We start from the raw sequence: 16,234 nt of genomic DNA on the forward strand, positions 1-16,234 counted from the left end.
CGCCCCTTCACCGACCGGAGATTGCCATGCCATTCGCCCCCGAACCCGTCGGCCTTCCCGGGCTTGCCGCCCTTTCGCTCGGCATGGCCGGATTCGTGGGCGTGCTCCTGCTTGCGCGCCTGCGGGGACGACGCGCACCGTCCGTCGCGGATAGCGGTCGCCGCAACGCGTCGATCGTGTGGATCGTCGTTCAGGGGGGCGGGATTGCCTGCGCCGGGGTGGGCCCCATCGTCGTGACGCGCGATCCGCTGTCGGCACCCGCGTTGCTGAGCGGTGCGATCGTCCTGATGCTGATGGTTGCGGCGTCCGCCCTGTTCGACTCCGCGTCGCGGACGATGGGGCGCAACTGGGCGCTGGTCGCACGGACGCGCGGCGACGGGACGCTCGTCGAGACTGGCCCCTTCGCGTACGTCCGCAACCCGATCTACGTCGCGTTGCTGCTCATCCTGCTCGCGCTGGCCATTGCCTGCGGGCATCTCGGCAGCCTCGTGATCGCGCTGCCGGTCTTCGCGCTCGGGACCGCGATGCGGATCCGGCACGAGGAAACCGTGCTGCGCGCCGCCTTCGGCGGAGCCTATGATCGCTACGCCGCACGGGTGAAGCGGTTCCTGCCCGGGGTCTTCTGACCCCGGTCGTCGCGATCGGCAAGGCCGACCGGGGCCGGGTGCCTGGTCGCGCGCGCGCCTAGCCTGCGACCGCGGGCACCGATCCAGGCACCTTCGGGGTCACCGGCACCAGTTCATAGACATCGAGCACCGCCCCGCCCCCGGCGCGCGTCATCGCCATGCGCCAGCGAAACCCGGACACGCGTTCGACCACGCCCGCCACGCTGAGCGCCGGGTTCGCGCCATAGGCAGGGGCCGCCCCGCCCCGCGCCGGCTGGAACGCACCCAGGAACACGCTGCGCGTGTCATTGTGGGCGAAAAGCCAGCCACGGGGCTGGCTTGCGCCGCTCTGCTTGTTGAATGCTACACCGGCAGCATTGGCGACGACCGTGCAGAAGTCGGGCTTGGACGTCGCAAAGCCCGCGCGCCCTCCGAACCGCAGTAGCCGGCAATAATAAAGGCCTGGCGGCAACTCGGGCTTGGGCAGCGCGATCGTCGGGTCGAGCAGCGGCCCTTCCGCCGCAAGCGCAGCGCGCGCGCGGCGTGGGACTGCAGCACGGGCCTTCGTCCAGGTGACGCCAAGCTGGTCGATCGCGGTCCGGTCGGTCGGCGTGACGCGCATGTGCCAATTGTCGGGCACGTCCGGTTGCGTGGCGACGGCAAGGTGCGTTTGCTGGGCGCAGCCGCCGAGCCCCAGTGCGGCGAAGAGCAGCATCGTGAAGATGCGCATGACCATCTACTCCGGGTTTCAAAACCGAACCTTGGCCGAAAGGCAGGTATATGCCGGGTAAGCCACAATGGTTAACGAATGGTGAATTTCCGCGCCCGCGACCGCCCGGCGACCATTATCAAAAAGGGCGCCGATCGCTCGACGCCCCTTTCGGTTCTGCAAGGGAGGCTGGCGTTACGCCGCGCCCGCCCCCGCCTTTTCCTTCTTGGCATAGACGCGGATCGGCTCCTTGCGGCCGTCGATCACGTCCTTGTCGATCATCACCTCGTCGACGCCGTCCATCCCGGGCAGGTCGAACATCGTATCGAGCAAGATGCCCTCGAGGATCGAGCGAAGCCCACGCGCGCCGGTCTTGCGGTCGATCGCCTTCTTGGCGACCTGCACCAGCGCATCGTCGGTGAAGCCGAGCTTGACCGTCTCCATGTCGAACAGCTTCTGATACTGTTTCACCAAAGCGTTCTTCGGCTCGGTCAGGATCGTCACCAGCGCGGGCACGTCGAGATCCTCGAGCGTCGCGATCACCGGCAGACGGCCGACGAACTCGGGGATGAGCCCGAACTTGAGCAGATCCTCGGGCTCGACCGCCTTGAGCGTCTCGCCGGTCCGGCGTTCCTCCGGCGAAGCGACATAAGCCCCGAAGCCGATCGACTTGCCCTGCAGGCGATCGCCGATGATCTTCTCGAGGCCGCTGAACGCGCCGCCGCAGATGAACAGGATGTTGGTCGTGTCGACCTGCAGGAACTCCTGCTGCGGATGCTTGCGGCCACCCTGCGGCGGAACGCTCGCGGTGGTGCCTTCCATCAGCTTGAGCAGCGCCTGCTGGACGCCCTCGCCCGACACGTCGCGCGTGATCGACGGGTTTTCGGCCTTGCGGCTGATCTTGTCGATCTCGTCGATGTAGACGATCCCGCGCTGCGCCCGCTCGACGTTATAGTCGGAGGCCTGGAGCAGCTTCAGGATGATGTTCTCGACGTCCTCGCCGACGTAACCGGCTTCGGTCAGCGTCGTCGCATCCGCCATCGTGAACGGCACGTCGAGGATGCGGGCGAGCGTCTGCGCGAGCAGCGTCTTGCCGCAGCCGGTCGGGCCGACGAGCAGGATGTTCGACTTGGCAAGCTCGACATCCGCGCCCTTCTGGCCGTGGTTGAGGCGCTTGTAGTGGTTGTGCACCGCCACCGACAGCACGCGCTTGGCGCGCTTCTGGCCGATCACGTAATCATCGAGCACGTCGCAGATTTCCTGCGGCGTCGGGACGCCGCCGTCCTTCTTGCTCACCAGCGCGGACTTCGTCTCCTCGCGGATGATGTCGTTGCACAGTTCGACGCATTCATCGCAGATGAAAACGGTAGGGCCCGCAATCAGCTTGCGGACTTCGTGCTGCGATTTGCCGCAGAACGAGCAATAAAGCGTGCTCTTGGAGTCGCCGCCGGTCATCTTTGGCATTTAGTCCATCCTTGGCAGCCCTTGGGGCGCACTAATGCGAGGGTCCATCCTAGACCGCCCTCGCGCGGTCCGACAATCACCAAAATCGTCTTGAGATAGGTGTGCCGGGCTAAACCTTGGACGCCCGGCACTGAATATACGGTGAATTTACGATCTTTACGAAATTATGCCGAGGTGAGCGCGGGCGGCGTGGTCGAGTCGTCGGGGAGTGCCGGACGCTTGTCGAACACCTGATCGACCAGACCGAACTCCTTGGCCTCATGCGCCTCGAGGAACGTGTCCCGGTCCATCGCACGCTCGATCTCCTCGATCGGCTTGCCGGTGTACTGCGCGTACAGCGCATTCATCCGGTTCTTGATCCGCTGGATTTCCTTCGCCTGGATCTGGATGTCGCTGGCCATGCCCTGCGCCCCGCCCGACGGCTGGTGGATCATGATGCGGGCGTTGGTCAGCGCGACACGCATGCCCGGCTCGCCCGCTGCGAGCAGGAAGCTGCCCATCGACGCGGCCTGACCCATGCAGACCGTGCCGACGCGCGGCCGGATGTACTGCATCGTGTCATGGATCGCCATGCCCGCCGTGACGACGCCGCCCGGCGAGTTGATGTACATGAAGATGTCCTTCTTCGGATTCTCCGATTCAAGGAACAGCAGCTGGGCGCTGATCACCGAGGCCATGTGATCCTCGACGCCGCCCGTGATGAAGATGATGCGTTCGCGCAGCAGCCGCGAGTAGATGTCGAAGCTGCGCTCGCCGCGATTGGATTGCTCGATGACGATCGGAACGAGCCCGCCCTGGGGCGAGACCGCCATCCCGGCGCCATTGAGGGGGGCCATGAAGTCACCGGTGTCGAACGGATTGCGCATGATGAGTCTTGAAATCCTTTATGCCCCGAAGAGACGCCATACATCGGCGTTGCCGGAAACGAGTTCAACCCCCGTTGGACTGCGGGGCGCGCGATCAGGGACGGCGACGGTCGGATGACACGGCCTTCCCGGTTCTGCCGTCGCCCCAACTCGGGGTGAGGCCCGATGCGAAAGTAAGCCACGGCGTAGCTGTTTTCCCGCGAAGGCGGGAATCCAGAGCCAAGCAGAACAACGGCTGACGGTGCTCGCAACCCCTGGACTCCCGCCTGCGCGGGAGAACGGCAACCCTTGCGACGAGCCAGGGGCAACAAAGCGCCTTACGCTGGCGCTTCCCGACCCGGTTGCAAGCCCGCGCTGGCCAAGTCCCCCAACGCAACAGGGGCGATCCGAAGACCGCCCCTGCCAATACCCTTACTCTTCAACCAGAAGCTTACGCCTCAGGCTCTTCCTTGACCGCTGCGGCCTTCTTCTTCGCGGGAGCCTTCTTGGCAGGCGCAGGTGCTTCCGCAGCAGCCTCGTCGCCAGCGGGCTCGTCAGCCTTCTTGGCGGGTGCCTTCTTGGTCGCAGCCTTCTTCACCGGCTCGGCGGGGGTCGGTGCCGCCGCATCGTCGGTTGCCGGAGCCGCCTCGCCCTCGACATCGTCACCCTCGGACGGCTTGGCCTTCTTGGCCGAAGCCTTCTTGGCGGCCTTGGGCTTGTGGTTGTCATGATCGTGGCTGTGCGTGCCGGTCGAGAAACCCTCGTCACTCTCGATCGCAGCCTCGAGCTCCTCGCGCGTCACTTCGCGATCGCTGATCTCGGACTTTTCGAACAGGTAATCGACGACCTTGTCCTCATACAGCGGCGCGCGGAGCTGTGCTGCTGCCATCGGCTCCTGCTGGACGTACTGGAGGAAACGCTGGCGATCCTCCGGGCCGTACTGCTGGGCTGCCTGCGCGATCAGGCGGTTCATTTCCTGCTGGCTGACTTCGACGCCATTCGCCTGGCCGATCTCGCTGAGCAAAAGGCCCAGGCGAACGCGACGCTCAGCGATCTTCTGATAGTCGTCGCGCTCGGACTCCATCTCGGCAAGTGCTGCCGCCGGATCTTCCTCATGCGTCGCTTCATGCTCGAGCTGCTGCCAGATCTGGCCGAACTCGGCCTCAACCATCGACGGCGGCACTTCGAAGTCATGCCCCTCTGCGAGCTGGTCGAGCAGCTTGCGCTTCATGTAGGTGCGCGTGAGCCCGTTGAGCTCCTGCTCGATCTGGCCCTTGAGCAGCTCGGTCAGCTGCTCGAGGCTCTGCAAGCCGAGCGAGGTCGCGAGCTCGTCGTCGATCTTGGTCTCGCCAGCGGTCTTCACCGACTTGATCGTCAGGTCGAACGTCGCGGCCTTGCCGGCCAGTTCCTTGGCCTGATAATCGGCCGGGAAATTGACGTTGATCTGGCGCTCGTCGCCAGCCTTGACGCCGACGACCTGCTCCTCGAAGCCCGGGATCAGACGCCCCGAACCGATTTCGACCGACATGTCCTCGCCAGTGCCGCCATCGAACGCGACGCCGTCGACCTTGCCGACGAAGTCCATCACGACGAGGTCACCCGTCTCGGCAGCGCGATCCTCGGCTTCTTCCCAGCGCTTTTGCTGGTCGGCGAACTTCTGGAGCTGCGCCTGGACGGCAGCCTCGTCGACCGGAACCGTCAGCCGCTCGAGCTTGAGGCCCTCGATCGCCGGGGTCGGCACGTCGGGAAGCACTTCGAGCTCGACCCTGATGCTGGCGTCCTGGCCAAGCTCATAGCCATCGTCGAGGCTGACCGAAGGCTGCAGCGCGGGGCGCAGCTTGTGCTCGGCGATCAGCTCCTGAATGCCCTGCTGGATCGAGCTGTTGAGCGCGTCCTGCATCAGCGCCGGGCCGTGCATCTTGCGGACCAGGTTGGTCGGCACCTTGCCGGGGCGGAAACCGGGCATCTTCACCGTCGGCGCAACGCGCTTCAGTTCGGCGTCAACGCGCGAATCGATGTCCTTCGCGGTGATCTTCAGCGTGTAGGCGCGCTTCAGGCCCTCGTTCAACGTCTCGACAGTCTGCATGTTCAGGTCTGGCCTTTTACAGGAAATTCGGTTGGCGGCCGCCCGTTTGCCACGGGCGGCCTGGTGCGGGCGAAGGGACTCGAACCCCCACATCTTGCGATGGCAGGACCTAAACCTGCTGCGTCTACCAGTTCCGCCACGCCCGCATAGGACACCGCCGGTGTGGGGGGCGTCTATAGCAGGCGCACGGGGTTGGGCAAGTCGCGGCGTTACCCTCCCGAAAAACAGTCCGGGAGATTACGGAGCAACCCCGGACGGAGCCATGCGTTAGAAGGGGGTAGAGGAGATTTGAGATGGCCACGACGCCCCCAACCGAACTGCCCCCGATGCCGGGCAACCCCGGCGGCATGCCGACCGAACCCGGTCAGCCGACGCCCATGCCGACCGAATTGCCGAGCCCGACGCCCGACACCGACATTCCGGATTCGATGCCGGGGAGCGATCCGGGCGTAGCGCCGGGCCAGCCGGTCGACGACAGCGGTCTCTCGGGGGATTTCGCATGAGCGATACCCCGCACGAGCCGAACAAGGGCCCGCTGGACGATCCCAAGGAAGACACCGACGATCGCAGCGATCTCCAGAAGATGGTCGAGGCGCGCAAGGACGCGGTCGAGCGCGGCGAAGGTGGCGACGAGCCGGACAATTTCACGTCCACCGGCATGTCCGACGGCGTCGGCGGTACGGGCGGCGTGACCAAGAACCAGGACGACGACGCGCAGTGAAATGACGATATTGGGCGTGCCGCAAGGTCAGCGGCACGCCCTGATTCACAACGCTATGTTCAAGACGCCGACTTCAGCCCGACGCACTGCTTCCATATACCGCCGACAGTACCGAACTTCTTGCGGTAATCGATACGGCTACCGGTGGCCTCCGGGTAAACCGAGAAGGCGAGCGAGACGCCGCCATATCCGTTCTTGATCAAGACGACCCGCGAGCCGTCCTCCTGTTCCAACGCCGCGGTGTTGTTCTTGTTGGCCAGACAGAATGCGACCTCCCGGACAGATTGCGGTGAATGGAATGTCTGGGTAACCGGGCCATTCAAGACCGTTTGCGTAGACGCACACCCCCCTAACGCCAGCGCAATCGCCGCCGCATGATAACGCGCTTTCATGATGCCCCCGTTTTATTGCGGCGACGCACGGTGTCGCCGAAACGGACATTCCTAGAGGCGCGGTTTCCTGTCAACGCGCCATTGATCAAGTATAGATGAAGCGCCCGCCAAGACCCATTCGGTAGCTCGACAGACGCAGCCTCGCGCTAAGCCAACATCTTCTTGAGCACGTCGTTGACGACACCGGGATTGGCCTTGCCACCCATTGCCTTCATCGTCTGGCCCACGAAGAAGCCGAACAACTTGTCCTTCCCGCCACGATAGTCGGCGACCTTGTCCGCGTTCGCCGCCATCACTTCGGCAATGACGCGTTCGATCTCGCCGGTGTCGCTGGTCTGCTTGAGCCCGCGCTCCTCGACGACGGCCCCCGCGCCCTGCCCGGTTTCGAGCATGATCTCGAACACCTGCTTGGCGAGGCTCCCCGACAGTGTTCCGTCCGCGACCAGCGCGAGCAGCTCGGCGGCCTGCGCCGGGCTGACCGGCGAGGTCGTGAAATCGGTGCCCGTTCGGTTGAGCGCGCCGAACAGCTCGGACGTCGTCCAGTTCGCCGCCGCGACCGGCTTGGTACCGGTTTCGAGCAACGCATCGAACCAGCGCGCCGCCTCGACCTCGGCAGTGAGCACGGCCGCCTGATACGGCGAGACACCGAGCGCCTCATAGCGCCGGCGCTTGGCGTCGGGCAATTCGGGCAGGGACGCCCGGCATTCCTCCAGGAAGGCGTCGTCCAACTCGAGCGGCAACAGATCGGGATCGGGGAAGTAGCGGTAATCGTGCGCGTCTTCCTTCGACCGCATCGAGCGGGTTTCGTTCCGGTCGGGGTCGTACAACCGCGTTTCCTGGACGATGCGGCCGCCCTCCTCGAGCACCTCGACCTGGCGACGCGCCTCCTGCTCGACCACCGCCATCACGAAGCGGACCGAATTGACGTTCTTGGTCTCGGTCCGCGTGCCGAGCGGATCGCCCGGCTTGCGCACGCTGACGTTGACGTCGGCGCGCATCGAGCCCTCCTCCATATTGCCGTCGCATGACCCGACATAGCGCAGGATCGAGCGCAGTTTGCGGAGGTAAGCGCCTGCTTCGGCGGGAGACGTCATGTCGGGCTTGGACACGATCTCCATCAGCGCGACGCCCGAGCGATTGAGATCGACGTAGGAGCGCGTCGGATGCTGATCGTGCATCAGCTTGCCCGCGTCCTGCTCGACATGGATCCGCTCGACGCCGATGCGCTTGCCGCTCTGGTCCGGGTTCTTGTCGTCGAGACTGATGTCGATCGCGCCCTCGCCCACCAGCGGATGGAAGAGCTGGCTGATCTGATAGCCCTGCGGCAGATCGGCGTAGAAATAGTTCTTTCGGTCGAACCGCGACCAGCGGTTGATCTGCGCGTCGATCGCCATGCCGGTGCGGACCGCCTGGCGAATGCACTCGCGGTTGGGCACCGGAAGCATCCCCGGCATCGCGGCGTCGACCAGCGACACCTGGCTGTTGGGCTCCGCCCCGAACGCGGTCGCCGCGCCCGAGAAAAGCTTCGCGTTGGAGGTCACCTGCGCATGGACCTCGAGGCCGACGACGACCTCCCACGCTCCGGTTTCGCCGTGAATCACATAGGTCTGATGTTCGCTCATGCGCGGTGGCTAGCACGCAGTGTATCGTTCTGCATTTGGAAAATCACGGACCATGTCGCCCCGGGGTTACCGGTTGAGGATTTTCCCCGGAATGCCGACGACGGTCGAGTCCGGCGGGACGTCCTGCAGCACGACGCTGTTCGCGCCGACGCGGCAATGCGCGCCGATCGTGATAGGCCCCAGGATCTTGGCGCCCGCGCCAATATCGACATGGCCACCGATGGACGGCACGCCAGTCCCCGCGTGCCCAATCGTCACTTGCTGAAACAACAGACAGTTAGGACCAATATCTGCGTCGGGATGCACGACGATCCCGTTGGGATGGGGCAGCAGCAGCCCCCCGCCGATCCGGCTGGTCAACGGGATGTCGGCCCCGCTGACCGCACTCCACCAGCGATGGCGCAGCACGGCGATCTTGCGCGCCATATGCGCGACCAGGCCACGGCGCGTGCGCCAGTGCTGGTAGCTGCGGATGCTCGCGAGCAGCGACTTGCCAGGCGACCACTCGCCCCGTGCGCGATGCTCGCGGGTCCAGTCCGGCTCCGTTGCCGACACCCGCGTCGCGAACGGCGTAGGTGTCGGCACGTCGATCACGCCATCACCACCAGCGTTCGGCCCGCGCGACGAAGCCGGCGCGTTGCTCGAGCGCAAGCCCCGCATTCAGCACGCCCTGTTCGTCGAGCGGCTTGCCGATGATCTGCAGCCCGAGCGGCAGGCCCTGCCCGTCGAGCCCGCCGGGCACGCTCATCGCCGGCAGCCCCGCCAGCGACGACGGCACGGTAAACACGTCGTTGAGGTACATGGCGAGCGGGTCGGCACTCTTTTCGCCGAGCGCGAACGCCGCGCTTGGCGCCGTCGGCGTCAGCAGCAGGTCGCACTGGGTCCAGGCCTGTTCGAAGTCGCGCGCGATCAGCGTGCGGATCTTCGAAGCCTGGGTGAAGTAGGCGTCGTAAAAGCCGGCCGACAGGACATAGGTCCCGATCATGATACGGCGCTTCACCTCGTCGCCGAAGCCATCGGCGCGGGTCGCGGCGTACATGTCCTGCAGGTTCGCCCCCTCGGGCAGGTCGCGCAGGCCGTAGCGCACGCCATCATAGCGCGCGAGGTTGGACGAGGCTTCGGCGGGGGCGATGATGTAATAGGCCGGCAGCGCATATTTGGTATGCGGAAGCGAGACCTCGACGATCTCCGCACCGGCGTCCTTCAGCCATTCGATCCCCTGCTGCCAAAGTGCCTCAATTTCGGGGGGCATGGTGTCGACGCGATATTCCTTCGGAATACCGACCCGCTTGCCTTTAAGATCGCTGGACAATCCGGCTTCCCATGCGGGAACGGGCAGATCGAGCGAGGTCGCGTCCTTGGCATCGAACCCGCTCATCGCCTCGAGCAGGATCGCGCAGTCGCGGACGTCGCGCGCCATCGGCCCGGCCTGGTCGAGCGACGAGGCGAAGGCGATCGTTCCCCAGCGCGAGCAGCGGCCATAGGTCGGCTTGATCCCCGCGATGCCCGTGAAAGCGGCGGGCTGGCGGATCGAGCCGCCGGTGTCGGTGCCGGTCGCCGCCGGGCACAGCCGCGCCGCGATCGCCGCGGACGACCCGCCCGACGAACCGCCCGGCGCGAGCGCGGCGTTCCCGCCATCGCTGCGCCGCCACGGCGAGATGACGTTGCCGAACGCGGACGTCTCGTTCGACGAACCCATCGCGAACTGGTCCATGTTGAGCTTGCCGAGCATCCCCGCGCCGGCGTTCCACAGATTGCCCGAGACGGTCGATTCGTACGGCGGGGTGAAGCCTTCGAGGATATGGCTCGCCGCGGTCGCGGGTACGCCCTTGGTGCAGAACAGATCCTTCATCCCGATCGGCACGCCGGCAAGCGGCTTGGGCGCCTCGCCCGCCGCGCGGGCGGCATCGGCGGCATCCGCGGCGGCGAGCGCATGCTCGGGGGTTTCGACGAGGAAGGCGTTGAGCACCTTGGCGGCGGCGACGTTGGCGATGAAGCCCTCCGCCACTTCGCGCGCGCTGAAGGTACCGGCGCGGACCCCATCACGGATGGCGGCGACACCGAGATCGGTAAGGTCGGTCATGCAGAAATTCCCGTCACCCCGAAGACCGGGGCGGTTACGTCGTGAAACACGCTGCGCACAAGAAACATGGCGGCCACGGCCTGCGCCGGTGCAGTGCGGCGCGGGCTCACTCGATCACCTTTGGCACGGTGAAGAACCCGTGCTCCGCCTGCGGCGCGTTCGCCAGCACGGCATCGCGGATCCCGCCCCCCGTCAGCGGATCGGCATTCACCACGTCCGCGCGCAGCCGCAGGTGGTTGGGAATCACCGCGGTCATCGGCGCGACCCCGGTCGTGTCGACCTCGCCCAATTGTTCGATCCAGCCCATGATGTTGTCGAGCTCGGGTGCGATCCGCGCGGCTTCCGCCTCGGTGATCGCGATCCGCGCGAGGCTGGCGATCTTCTTCACGGTGGGAATGTCGACTGCCATGCGGCCCCTTGGTCTGTCTTGAAGGTCGGTATCCGCGGCGGCTAGCATCGCACCCCGCGGCCATGCAAGCTATGCGCGCGTTCCGCCCCCCAGATCAACCTGCCGGATCAAGACGATTGCAACGCGCGCAGTCCCGGGCCACCCAATGCGCAATTGCACGGCGCGCGGTTTATGCTGCACTGCAAAATGGAGTCGTCAGTGGCACGGAAGTTCCTGTATGTCGTGGTTGCCCTTATCGTGTTAGCGATTGCCGGAGCGTTTGCGTACCGCTTCTGGGGCGCCGAGATGCTCCGCATGGCAATGGTGCCGAGCGCCGGGTTCGAGGCGCAGCCGGCCGAGCCGGCCGCCAGCTATCGCGACGCCCGCCTGTGGCTCGCGCGCCCCGACAAGCCCGGGAACCCGGCGCGCTGGACCCCGGCGGGCTACACGCCGGGTGCCAATCCCGAGGCGGCGGTGTTCTTCATCCATCCGACGTCGTTCCTCGACCGCTCGCGCTGGAATGCGCCGCTCGACAATGCCGAGGCCAATGCGCGCGCGGAATTGTTCCTGCGCGGCCAGGCAAGCGCATTCAACGCCGTGGGCGCGGTATGGGCACCGCGCTATCGCCAGGCGACGTTCGGCGCGTTCCTCACCACCCAGGCCAATGCCGCCAAGGCGCTCGACCTGGCGTACGGCGATGTCGCCGCCGCGTTCGACGCATTCCTGGCGCAGGCGGGGGACCGACCGATCATCCTCGCCGGGCATAGCCAGGGCTCGCTGCACCTGATCCGGCTGCTGCGCGAGAAGATCGCGGGCACGCCGGTCGCGCGACGGATCGTCGCCGCCTATGTCGTCGGCTGGCCGGTCTCGCGCACCGCGGACCTCCCCAAGCTCGGCCTGCCGGAATGCCGCACCGCCGACCAGGCCGGCTGCATCCTGTCCTGGCAAAGTTTTGCCGAGCCCGCCGACCCTTCGCTCGTGCTCGACACGTACAACGCCAGCCGGACGGTCGACGGGATCGCGCGACGCGGCACGCCGATGATCTGCACCAACCCGCTGACCGGCATGCCCGATGCGATCGCCCCCGCCGACGCCAATCTGGGCACGCTGTTCCCGTCCTCCGACCTGACGACCGCGACGATCGAGCCGAAGCGAGTCGCCGCGCGCTGCGATTCGCGCGGGCTGCTGCTGATCGGCAACCCGCCCGCGCTCGGCGGCTATGTCCTGCCCGGCAACAATTATCACGTCTATGACTACAGCCTGTTCTGGGCGAACGTCCGCGCCGACGCGGCACGGCGGCTGGCGGGGTTTGTCCGTGATCACGCCGCCGCGGCTGGGCATCACCGCCAGCCTGTGTAAACAGGCCGCCGATGATCACGACCGACCGCCTCGAATTCCGCGCCGCGCTCCCCGTGGGGGGGCGGCTGATCGGCCTCGACGTGGGCACCAAGACGATCGGCACCGCGCTGTGCGACGCCGGATGGAGCTTCGCCTCGCCCGCCGTGCTGATACGCCGGACCAAGTTCCAGAAGGACAAGCTTGCCCTCGCCGCGATGATCGCGGCGCAGCAGGTGAAGGGCATCGTGATCGGGCTGCCGCTCAACCTGACCGACGGCAGCGAAAGCCCGCGCAGCCAGTCGAGCCGCGCGTTCGCGCGCAACCTCGCCGATCTCGCGCTGCCGATCTTCCTGCAGGACGAACGCTGGTCGACCGTGGCGGTGACGCGCACGCTGATCGAACAGGACGCAAGCCGCGCCAAGCGTGCCGAACTGGTCGACAAGATGGCGGCGGCCTACATCCTGCAAGGCGCGATCGATGCGCTGGTGGCGGTGTGATCGCCAGAGCGACGATCTGACCGCCCGTTCTAGACGCGCCGAGCCGCCGCGAGGACCGTCCGGCGTTGACCCTGCCGCGCCGCCAGACCAACGCCCAGGAAGCCGACGAGCATCAGCGACCAGGTGGCCGGCTCGGGGACGGCGGCGACCGAAAGGGTCGCATTTTCCGGCGCGAAGTCCGTGATCTGGTTATTATTGCCCAACCCGATCCGCGGCCACAGATTGAAGCCATATTGGGTCGGGGAAAAGCCCGTGCTCGGCAACAGCGAGAGCGAGATCCTCGCGGTCAGGATGTTCCCGGCGATCGAGATGCTTGCCGGATCGAGCACGTTCGTGCCGATTACCCCCGTCCCGTCCTTCTGGATAACGATGGCCTGATTGAAAATGACGTTCGGTTCGCCGATCGCGGCGAAAGGCCGCGCGGTGCCCGTCCCGGTATTCACGCCGAAGACGTACAGGCCCGGGGTCTGCGGATTGATATCCCCCGCGAACGTCGCGCCTAGCGTGAAGAACTGAAGTACACTGTTGTAATTGACGGAAAATCCCGTGACGTCGAGATCAGCGAGCCGTGGCCCCGCCGTATAGGTCGGCAGAAAGTCCCCGGTTGGGTCGACCACCGACGCCGCCAGTGCCGGTGTTGCAAGAAGAATCGTGGAGGCAAGCAATCCGGCTGCGATATCTTTGATATGCATGACGTTTTCCTCAAAAAGACCGCGAATACATCCAGCGGCGAGGAGTTCTTTACCATATATTGCGGACAGACACGATCTGACACAGGCGCGAAGCCCCCATCGCCGTGCTCCCCAGGCGCCGTCCAACCCCGCCGCCGACAAACGCGTGCCCCGGTAAGCGCGTGTCAGGCCATCTGCCCACTTCGGCGTTCGCGACACCGCCGACGACACCCCCCATCCCGTCTTGCCACCACGCCCCCGCACCGCTACCCGACACCCTCGATGCAACGCTCCGATCACCGCCCCGCCTCGCTCATCCCGGGCCGCGCCGTGTTTCCGCACCGGCACCTTACCGGAATCGAGGGATTGCAGCCCCATGAGATCCTGTTCCTGCTCGACGAAGCCGACGGCTGGGTCGCCGCCAATCGCACGCGCGCGATCAGCGACAAGAGGCTCGGCGGGCTCACGCTGATCAACGCCTTCTTCGAGAACAGCACCCGCACCCTGTTGTCGTTCGAGATCGCGGGGAAGCGGCTCGGCGCGGACGTCGTCAACATGCATGCCGCGCAGTCGAGCGTGAAGAAGGGCGAGACGCTCATCGACACCGCGATGACGCTCAACGCGATGCGCGCGGACATGATCGTCATCCGCCACATGTCGTCGGGCGCGGTGCGGCTGATCGCGGGCAAGGTCGATTGCCCGGTGCTCAATGCCGGTGACGGCCAGCACGAACACCCGACCCAGGCGCTGCTGGATGCGCTTACGATCCGGCGGCGGCGCGGGACCATCGCGGGCCAGCGCGTGGTGATCTGCGGCGACCTGCTCCACAGCCGGGTTGCACGGTCCAATATCCTGTCGCTCACCGCGCTGGCCGCCGAAGTCCGCGTCTGTGCGCCGACGACGCTGATGCCCGCCGCGATCGAGCGGATGGGGGTCACGGCCTTTACCGATTTCGACGAAGCGCTCGACGGCGCGGACGTGGTGATGATGCTGCGGCTCCAGAACGAGCGGATGAACGGCGGGTTCGTCCCCTCCAACCGCGAATATCACCTGCGCTATGGCTTGACCGAACGGCGCCTGGCGCTCGCCAAGCCCGATGCGCTGGTCATGCACCCCGGCCCGATGAACCGGGGGGTCGAGATCGACTCGGTCGTCGCGGATCATGCGCGCTCGGCGATCACCGAGCAGGTCGAGATGGGGGTCGCGGTCCGCATGGCCTGCCTCGACGTGCTGACGCGGCGTTCGCGCGGCGTGGCGGGCTGGGCATGAGCCGCACGATCGCGCTTCTCGATGCGACCCTCGCCTGCCCCATGGCGGGCGTGTCGCGTGGCGGCCTGCTGATCGTCGACGACACGATCGCGGCAACCGGGCTGATCGACGTGCCGGCGGGTGCGGAGACGATCGATTGCGCCGGACTGGTGCTGGCGCCCGCGATCGTCGACCTGGGTGTCTTTGCGATCGACGTCCCGGCCTTTCATGCGGGCGGCATCGTCCGCGTCGGCCTGATGCCGGACCAGTCGCCGGTCCTCGATGATCCGGGCGTGGTCCAGCGCGCGGCGCTGATCGGGCGACCCGGGCTGTGGATCCACCCGATCGCCGCCGCGACACGCGGGCTGGCCGGGCACGATCTCGCCGAAATGGCGATCAACCGCGATGCGGGCGCGCGCGCGGTGGGTACGGGCGCGGGCTGGATCGCGGACTCGGGCGTGATGCGCAAGGTTCTGGCCTATGCCAACGATCTTGGCCTGGTGGTGATCGCGCATGCCGAGGACGGCGGCGTCACGGCAGGCGCGGTCGCGACCGCGGGCGAGACCGCGACCCGGATGGGCCTGGCATCGGCCCCTGCGGTCGCCGAGGCGCTGGCGATTGCACGCGACCTGATGCTCGCGGAGGAGACCGGGGCGGCCGTGCACCTGCGCACCGTCACGACCGCGGCCGGATTCGATCTGGTGCGCGCAGCCAAGCGGCGCGGCGTCCGGGTGACCTGCGGAATTACGCCGGCGCATCTGTTGCTGTCGGACATTGCGATGAGCGATTTCCGCACGTTCGCCCACATCTCCCCGCCGCTGCGGCAGGAGGACGACCGGCGCGCGGCGCTGGTGGCGCTGGGCGACGGGACGATCGACGTGCTGTGTTCGGCGCACGATCCGCATGGACCGGAGGAAAAGCGCCTGCCGTTCGGCGATTCCGCAGCGGGCATGGCGGGTGCGGAAACCCTGCTCGCGCTCGGCCTTGGCTTCGTGCGCGACGAGGTCATCACACTCGACCGGCTGTTTTCCTTGCTGGCGGCCAACCCGGCTAAGGTCCTTGGCGTCGCGACGGGAACCCTGACGGTGGGCGCGCCCGCGGATCTGTTGCTGTGCGATCCCCGGGCGCCCTGGCAGGTTGCGGGCGACCGGTTGCAGGCCAAGGCCGGCAACACCCCGTTCGACGGACTGCCGGTCGAAGGCAAGGTCAGGCGCCTGTTCAAGGGCGGTACGGCGCTCGCCCTCCCCGCCTGACCGGCGCCTCAGCGCATCGCGAAGTAGACGATCGCCACCCCAACCCAGGTCAGCAGCGAGACGGTACACGTCAGCACCATCGCGCGAATCGCCCTGAGCGGAATGTGACCGTTGTCATAGCGGACGGACGGGTCGGGATGTTGGCTGGACCCCAATTTGCGGATCAGCGAATAGCCTGGGGGACCGCGCCTGGAGAAACGCACTGTTGGACGAATGGGCATGATACGCGCCTAGGTTGTTAATTCATGTTAGTAACGCAGCTCATCGCATTCCGGGCGCAACTCGTCGACACTAAAACGTCGTTTTTTGAAA

General features: G+C 66.3%; 18 protein-coding genes and 1 tRNA gene. 7 read left to right on the top strand and 12 right to left on the bottom strand.

Features of this window, described 5'->3' with window-relative positions; genetic code table 11:
• The first annotated feature begins 26 nt into the window (after positions 1–26).
• Positions 27–626 carry an isoprenylcysteine carboxylmethyltransferase family protein gene (locus L8G49_RS02015; protein WP_242182134.1) on the top strand — a complete coding sequence of 200 codons (600 nt, stop codon included), beginning with the start codon at positions 27–29 and terminating at the stop codon, positions 624–626.
• 58 nt (positions 627–684) lie between these two features.
• On the opposite strand, the gene L8G49_RS02020 is transcribed toward L8G49_RS02015, so the two are convergent.
• The 5 genes from L8G49_RS02020 to L8G49_RS02040 all read right to left on the bottom strand — a co-directional run bounded on the left by L8G49_RS02020 (position 685) and on the right by L8G49_RS02040 (position 5,855).
• On the bottom strand, positions 685–1,341 hold the full coding sequence (locus L8G49_RS02020) for a DUF4893 domain-containing protein (protein WP_242182136.1): 657 nt from the start codon (positions 1,339–1,341) through the stop codon (positions 685–687).
• Between the two features lie 168 nt (positions 1,342–1,509).
• Positions 1,510–2,778 carry an ATP-dependent Clp protease ATP-binding subunit ClpX gene (clpX, locus tag L8G49_RS02025; RefSeq protein ID WP_242137296.1) on the bottom strand — a complete coding sequence of 423 codons (1,269 nt, stop codon included), beginning with the start codon at positions 2,776–2,778 and terminating at the stop codon, positions 1,510–1,512.
• A 164-nt stretch (positions 2,779–2,942) separates the two neighbouring features.
• Complete coding sequence (locus L8G49_RS02030; protein ID WP_277923010.1) at positions 2,943–3,644, bottom strand: ATP-dependent Clp protease proteolytic subunit; 702 nt, start codon at positions 3,642–3,644, stop codon at positions 2,943–2,945.
• A gap of 430 nt (positions 3,645–4,074) precedes the next feature.
• On the bottom strand, positions 4,075–5,709 hold the full coding sequence (gene tig, locus L8G49_RS02035; RefSeq protein WP_242182137.1) for a trigger factor: 1,635 nt from the start codon (positions 5,707–5,709) through the stop codon (positions 4,075–4,077).
• Between the two features lie 61 nt (positions 5,710–5,770).
• Positions 5,771–5,855, bottom strand: a tRNA-Leu gene (locus L8G49_RS02040).
• A gap of 147 nt (positions 5,856–6,002) precedes the next feature.
• Between L8G49_RS02040 and L8G49_RS02045 the strand changes: the two genes are divergently transcribed.
• Both L8G49_RS02045 and L8G49_RS02050 read left to right on the top strand, forming a co-directional pair.
• Complete coding sequence (locus L8G49_RS02045) at positions 6,003–6,212, top strand: hypothetical protein (RefSeq protein ID WP_242182139.1); 210 nt, start codon at positions 6,003–6,005, stop codon at positions 6,210–6,212.
• Complete coding sequence (locus tag L8G49_RS02050) at positions 6,209–6,430, top strand: hypothetical protein (RefSeq protein ID WP_242182141.1); 222 nt, start codon at positions 6,209–6,211, stop codon at positions 6,428–6,430. The genes L8G49_RS02045 and L8G49_RS02050 overlap by 4 nt, the downstream gene beginning before the upstream one ends.
• Before the next feature lie 59 nt (positions 6,431–6,489).
• Here the strand turns inward: L8G49_RS02050 and L8G49_RS02055 are convergent, their stop codons facing one another.
• The 5 genes from L8G49_RS02055 to gatC all read right to left on the bottom strand — a co-directional run bounded on the left by L8G49_RS02055 (position 6,490) and on the right by gatC (position 10,936).
• Entirely contained in the window at positions 6,490–6,822 is a 333-nt protein-coding gene (locus L8G49_RS02055) for a hypothetical protein (protein WP_242182143.1), read from the bottom strand.
• A gap of 146 nt (positions 6,823–6,968) precedes the next feature.
• Complete coding sequence (gene gatB / locus L8G49_RS02060) at positions 6,969–8,444, bottom strand: Asp-tRNA(Asn)/Glu-tRNA(Gln) amidotransferase subunit GatB (protein ID WP_242137301.1); 1,476 nt, start codon at positions 8,442–8,444, stop codon at positions 6,969–6,971.
• Between the two features lie 66 nt (positions 8,445–8,510).
• Positions 8,511–9,104 (bottom strand): serine acetyltransferase, encoded by a 594-nt coding sequence (locus tag L8G49_RS02065; protein WP_242182844.1) that lies wholly within the window; start codon positions 9,102–9,104, stop codon positions 8,511–8,513.
• The gene (gene gatA / locus L8G49_RS02070) at positions 9,043–10,527 is read right to left on the bottom strand and encodes an Asp-tRNA(Asn)/Glu-tRNA(Gln) amidotransferase subunit GatA (RefSeq protein WP_242182145.1); all 1,485 of its coding nucleotides are present in this window, start codon (positions 10,525–10,527) and stop codon (positions 9,043–9,045) included. The genes L8G49_RS02065 and gatA overlap by 62 nt, the downstream gene beginning before the upstream one ends.
• Before the next feature lie 106 nt (positions 10,528–10,633).
• Positions 10,634–10,936 (bottom strand): Asp-tRNA(Asn)/Glu-tRNA(Gln) amidotransferase subunit GatC, encoded by a 303-nt coding sequence (gene gatC / locus L8G49_RS02075; protein ID WP_242182147.1) that lies wholly within the window; start codon positions 10,934–10,936, stop codon positions 10,634–10,636.
• A gap of 198 nt (positions 10,937–11,134) precedes the next feature.
• On the opposite strand from gatC, the gene L8G49_RS02080 reads away from it, so the two are divergent.
• Together L8G49_RS02080 and ruvX are read left to right on the top strand one after the other, a co-directional pair.
• The gene (locus tag L8G49_RS02080; RefSeq protein WP_242182149.1) at positions 11,135–12,274 is read left to right on the top strand and encodes a DUF3089 domain-containing protein; all 1,140 of its coding nucleotides are present in this window, start codon (positions 11,135–11,137) and stop codon (positions 12,272–12,274) included.
• 11 nt (positions 12,275–12,285) lie between these two features.
• Complete coding sequence (gene ruvX, locus L8G49_RS02085; protein ID WP_242182151.1) at positions 12,286–12,750, top strand: Holliday junction resolvase RuvX; 465 nt, start codon at positions 12,286–12,288, stop codon at positions 12,748–12,750.
• Positions 12,751–12,779: 29 nt separating this feature from the next.
• Here the strand turns inward: ruvX and L8G49_RS02090 are convergent, their stop codons facing one another.
• Positions 12,780–13,442 carry a PEPxxWA-CTERM sorting domain-containing protein gene (locus L8G49_RS02090; protein ID WP_242182153.1) on the bottom strand — a complete coding sequence of 221 codons (663 nt, stop codon included), beginning with the start codon at positions 13,440–13,442 and terminating at the stop codon, positions 12,780–12,782.
• Between the two features lie 261 nt (positions 13,443–13,703).
• On the opposite strand from L8G49_RS02090, the gene L8G49_RS02095 reads away from it, so the two are divergent.
• Together L8G49_RS02095 and L8G49_RS02100 are read left to right on the top strand one after the other, a co-directional pair.
• Positions 13,704–14,690, top strand: coding sequence for an aspartate carbamoyltransferase catalytic subunit (locus L8G49_RS02095; RefSeq protein WP_242182155.1), 987 nt, complete (start codon positions 13,704–13,706; stop codon positions 14,688–14,690).
• The gene (locus L8G49_RS02100) at positions 14,687–15,922 is read left to right on the top strand and encodes an amidohydrolase family protein (RefSeq protein ID WP_242182157.1); all 1,236 of its coding nucleotides are present in this window, start codon (positions 14,687–14,689) and stop codon (positions 15,920–15,922) included. Before L8G49_RS02095 ends, L8G49_RS02100 begins: the two co-directional genes overlap by 4 nt.
• An 8-nt stretch (positions 15,923–15,930) precedes the next feature.
• Here the strand turns inward: L8G49_RS02100 and L8G49_RS02105 are convergent, their stop codons facing one another.
• Entirely contained in the window at positions 15,931–16,143 is a 213-nt protein-coding gene (locus L8G49_RS02105) for a hypothetical protein (RefSeq protein WP_242137309.1), read from the bottom strand.
• Positions 16,144–16,234 lie beyond the last annotated feature (91 nt).

Source organism: Sphingomonas sp. CARO-RG-8B-R24-01, assembly GCF_022662295.1.
GTDB lineage: Bacteria > Pseudomonadota > Alphaproteobacteria > Sphingomonadales > Sphingomonadaceae > Sphingomonas.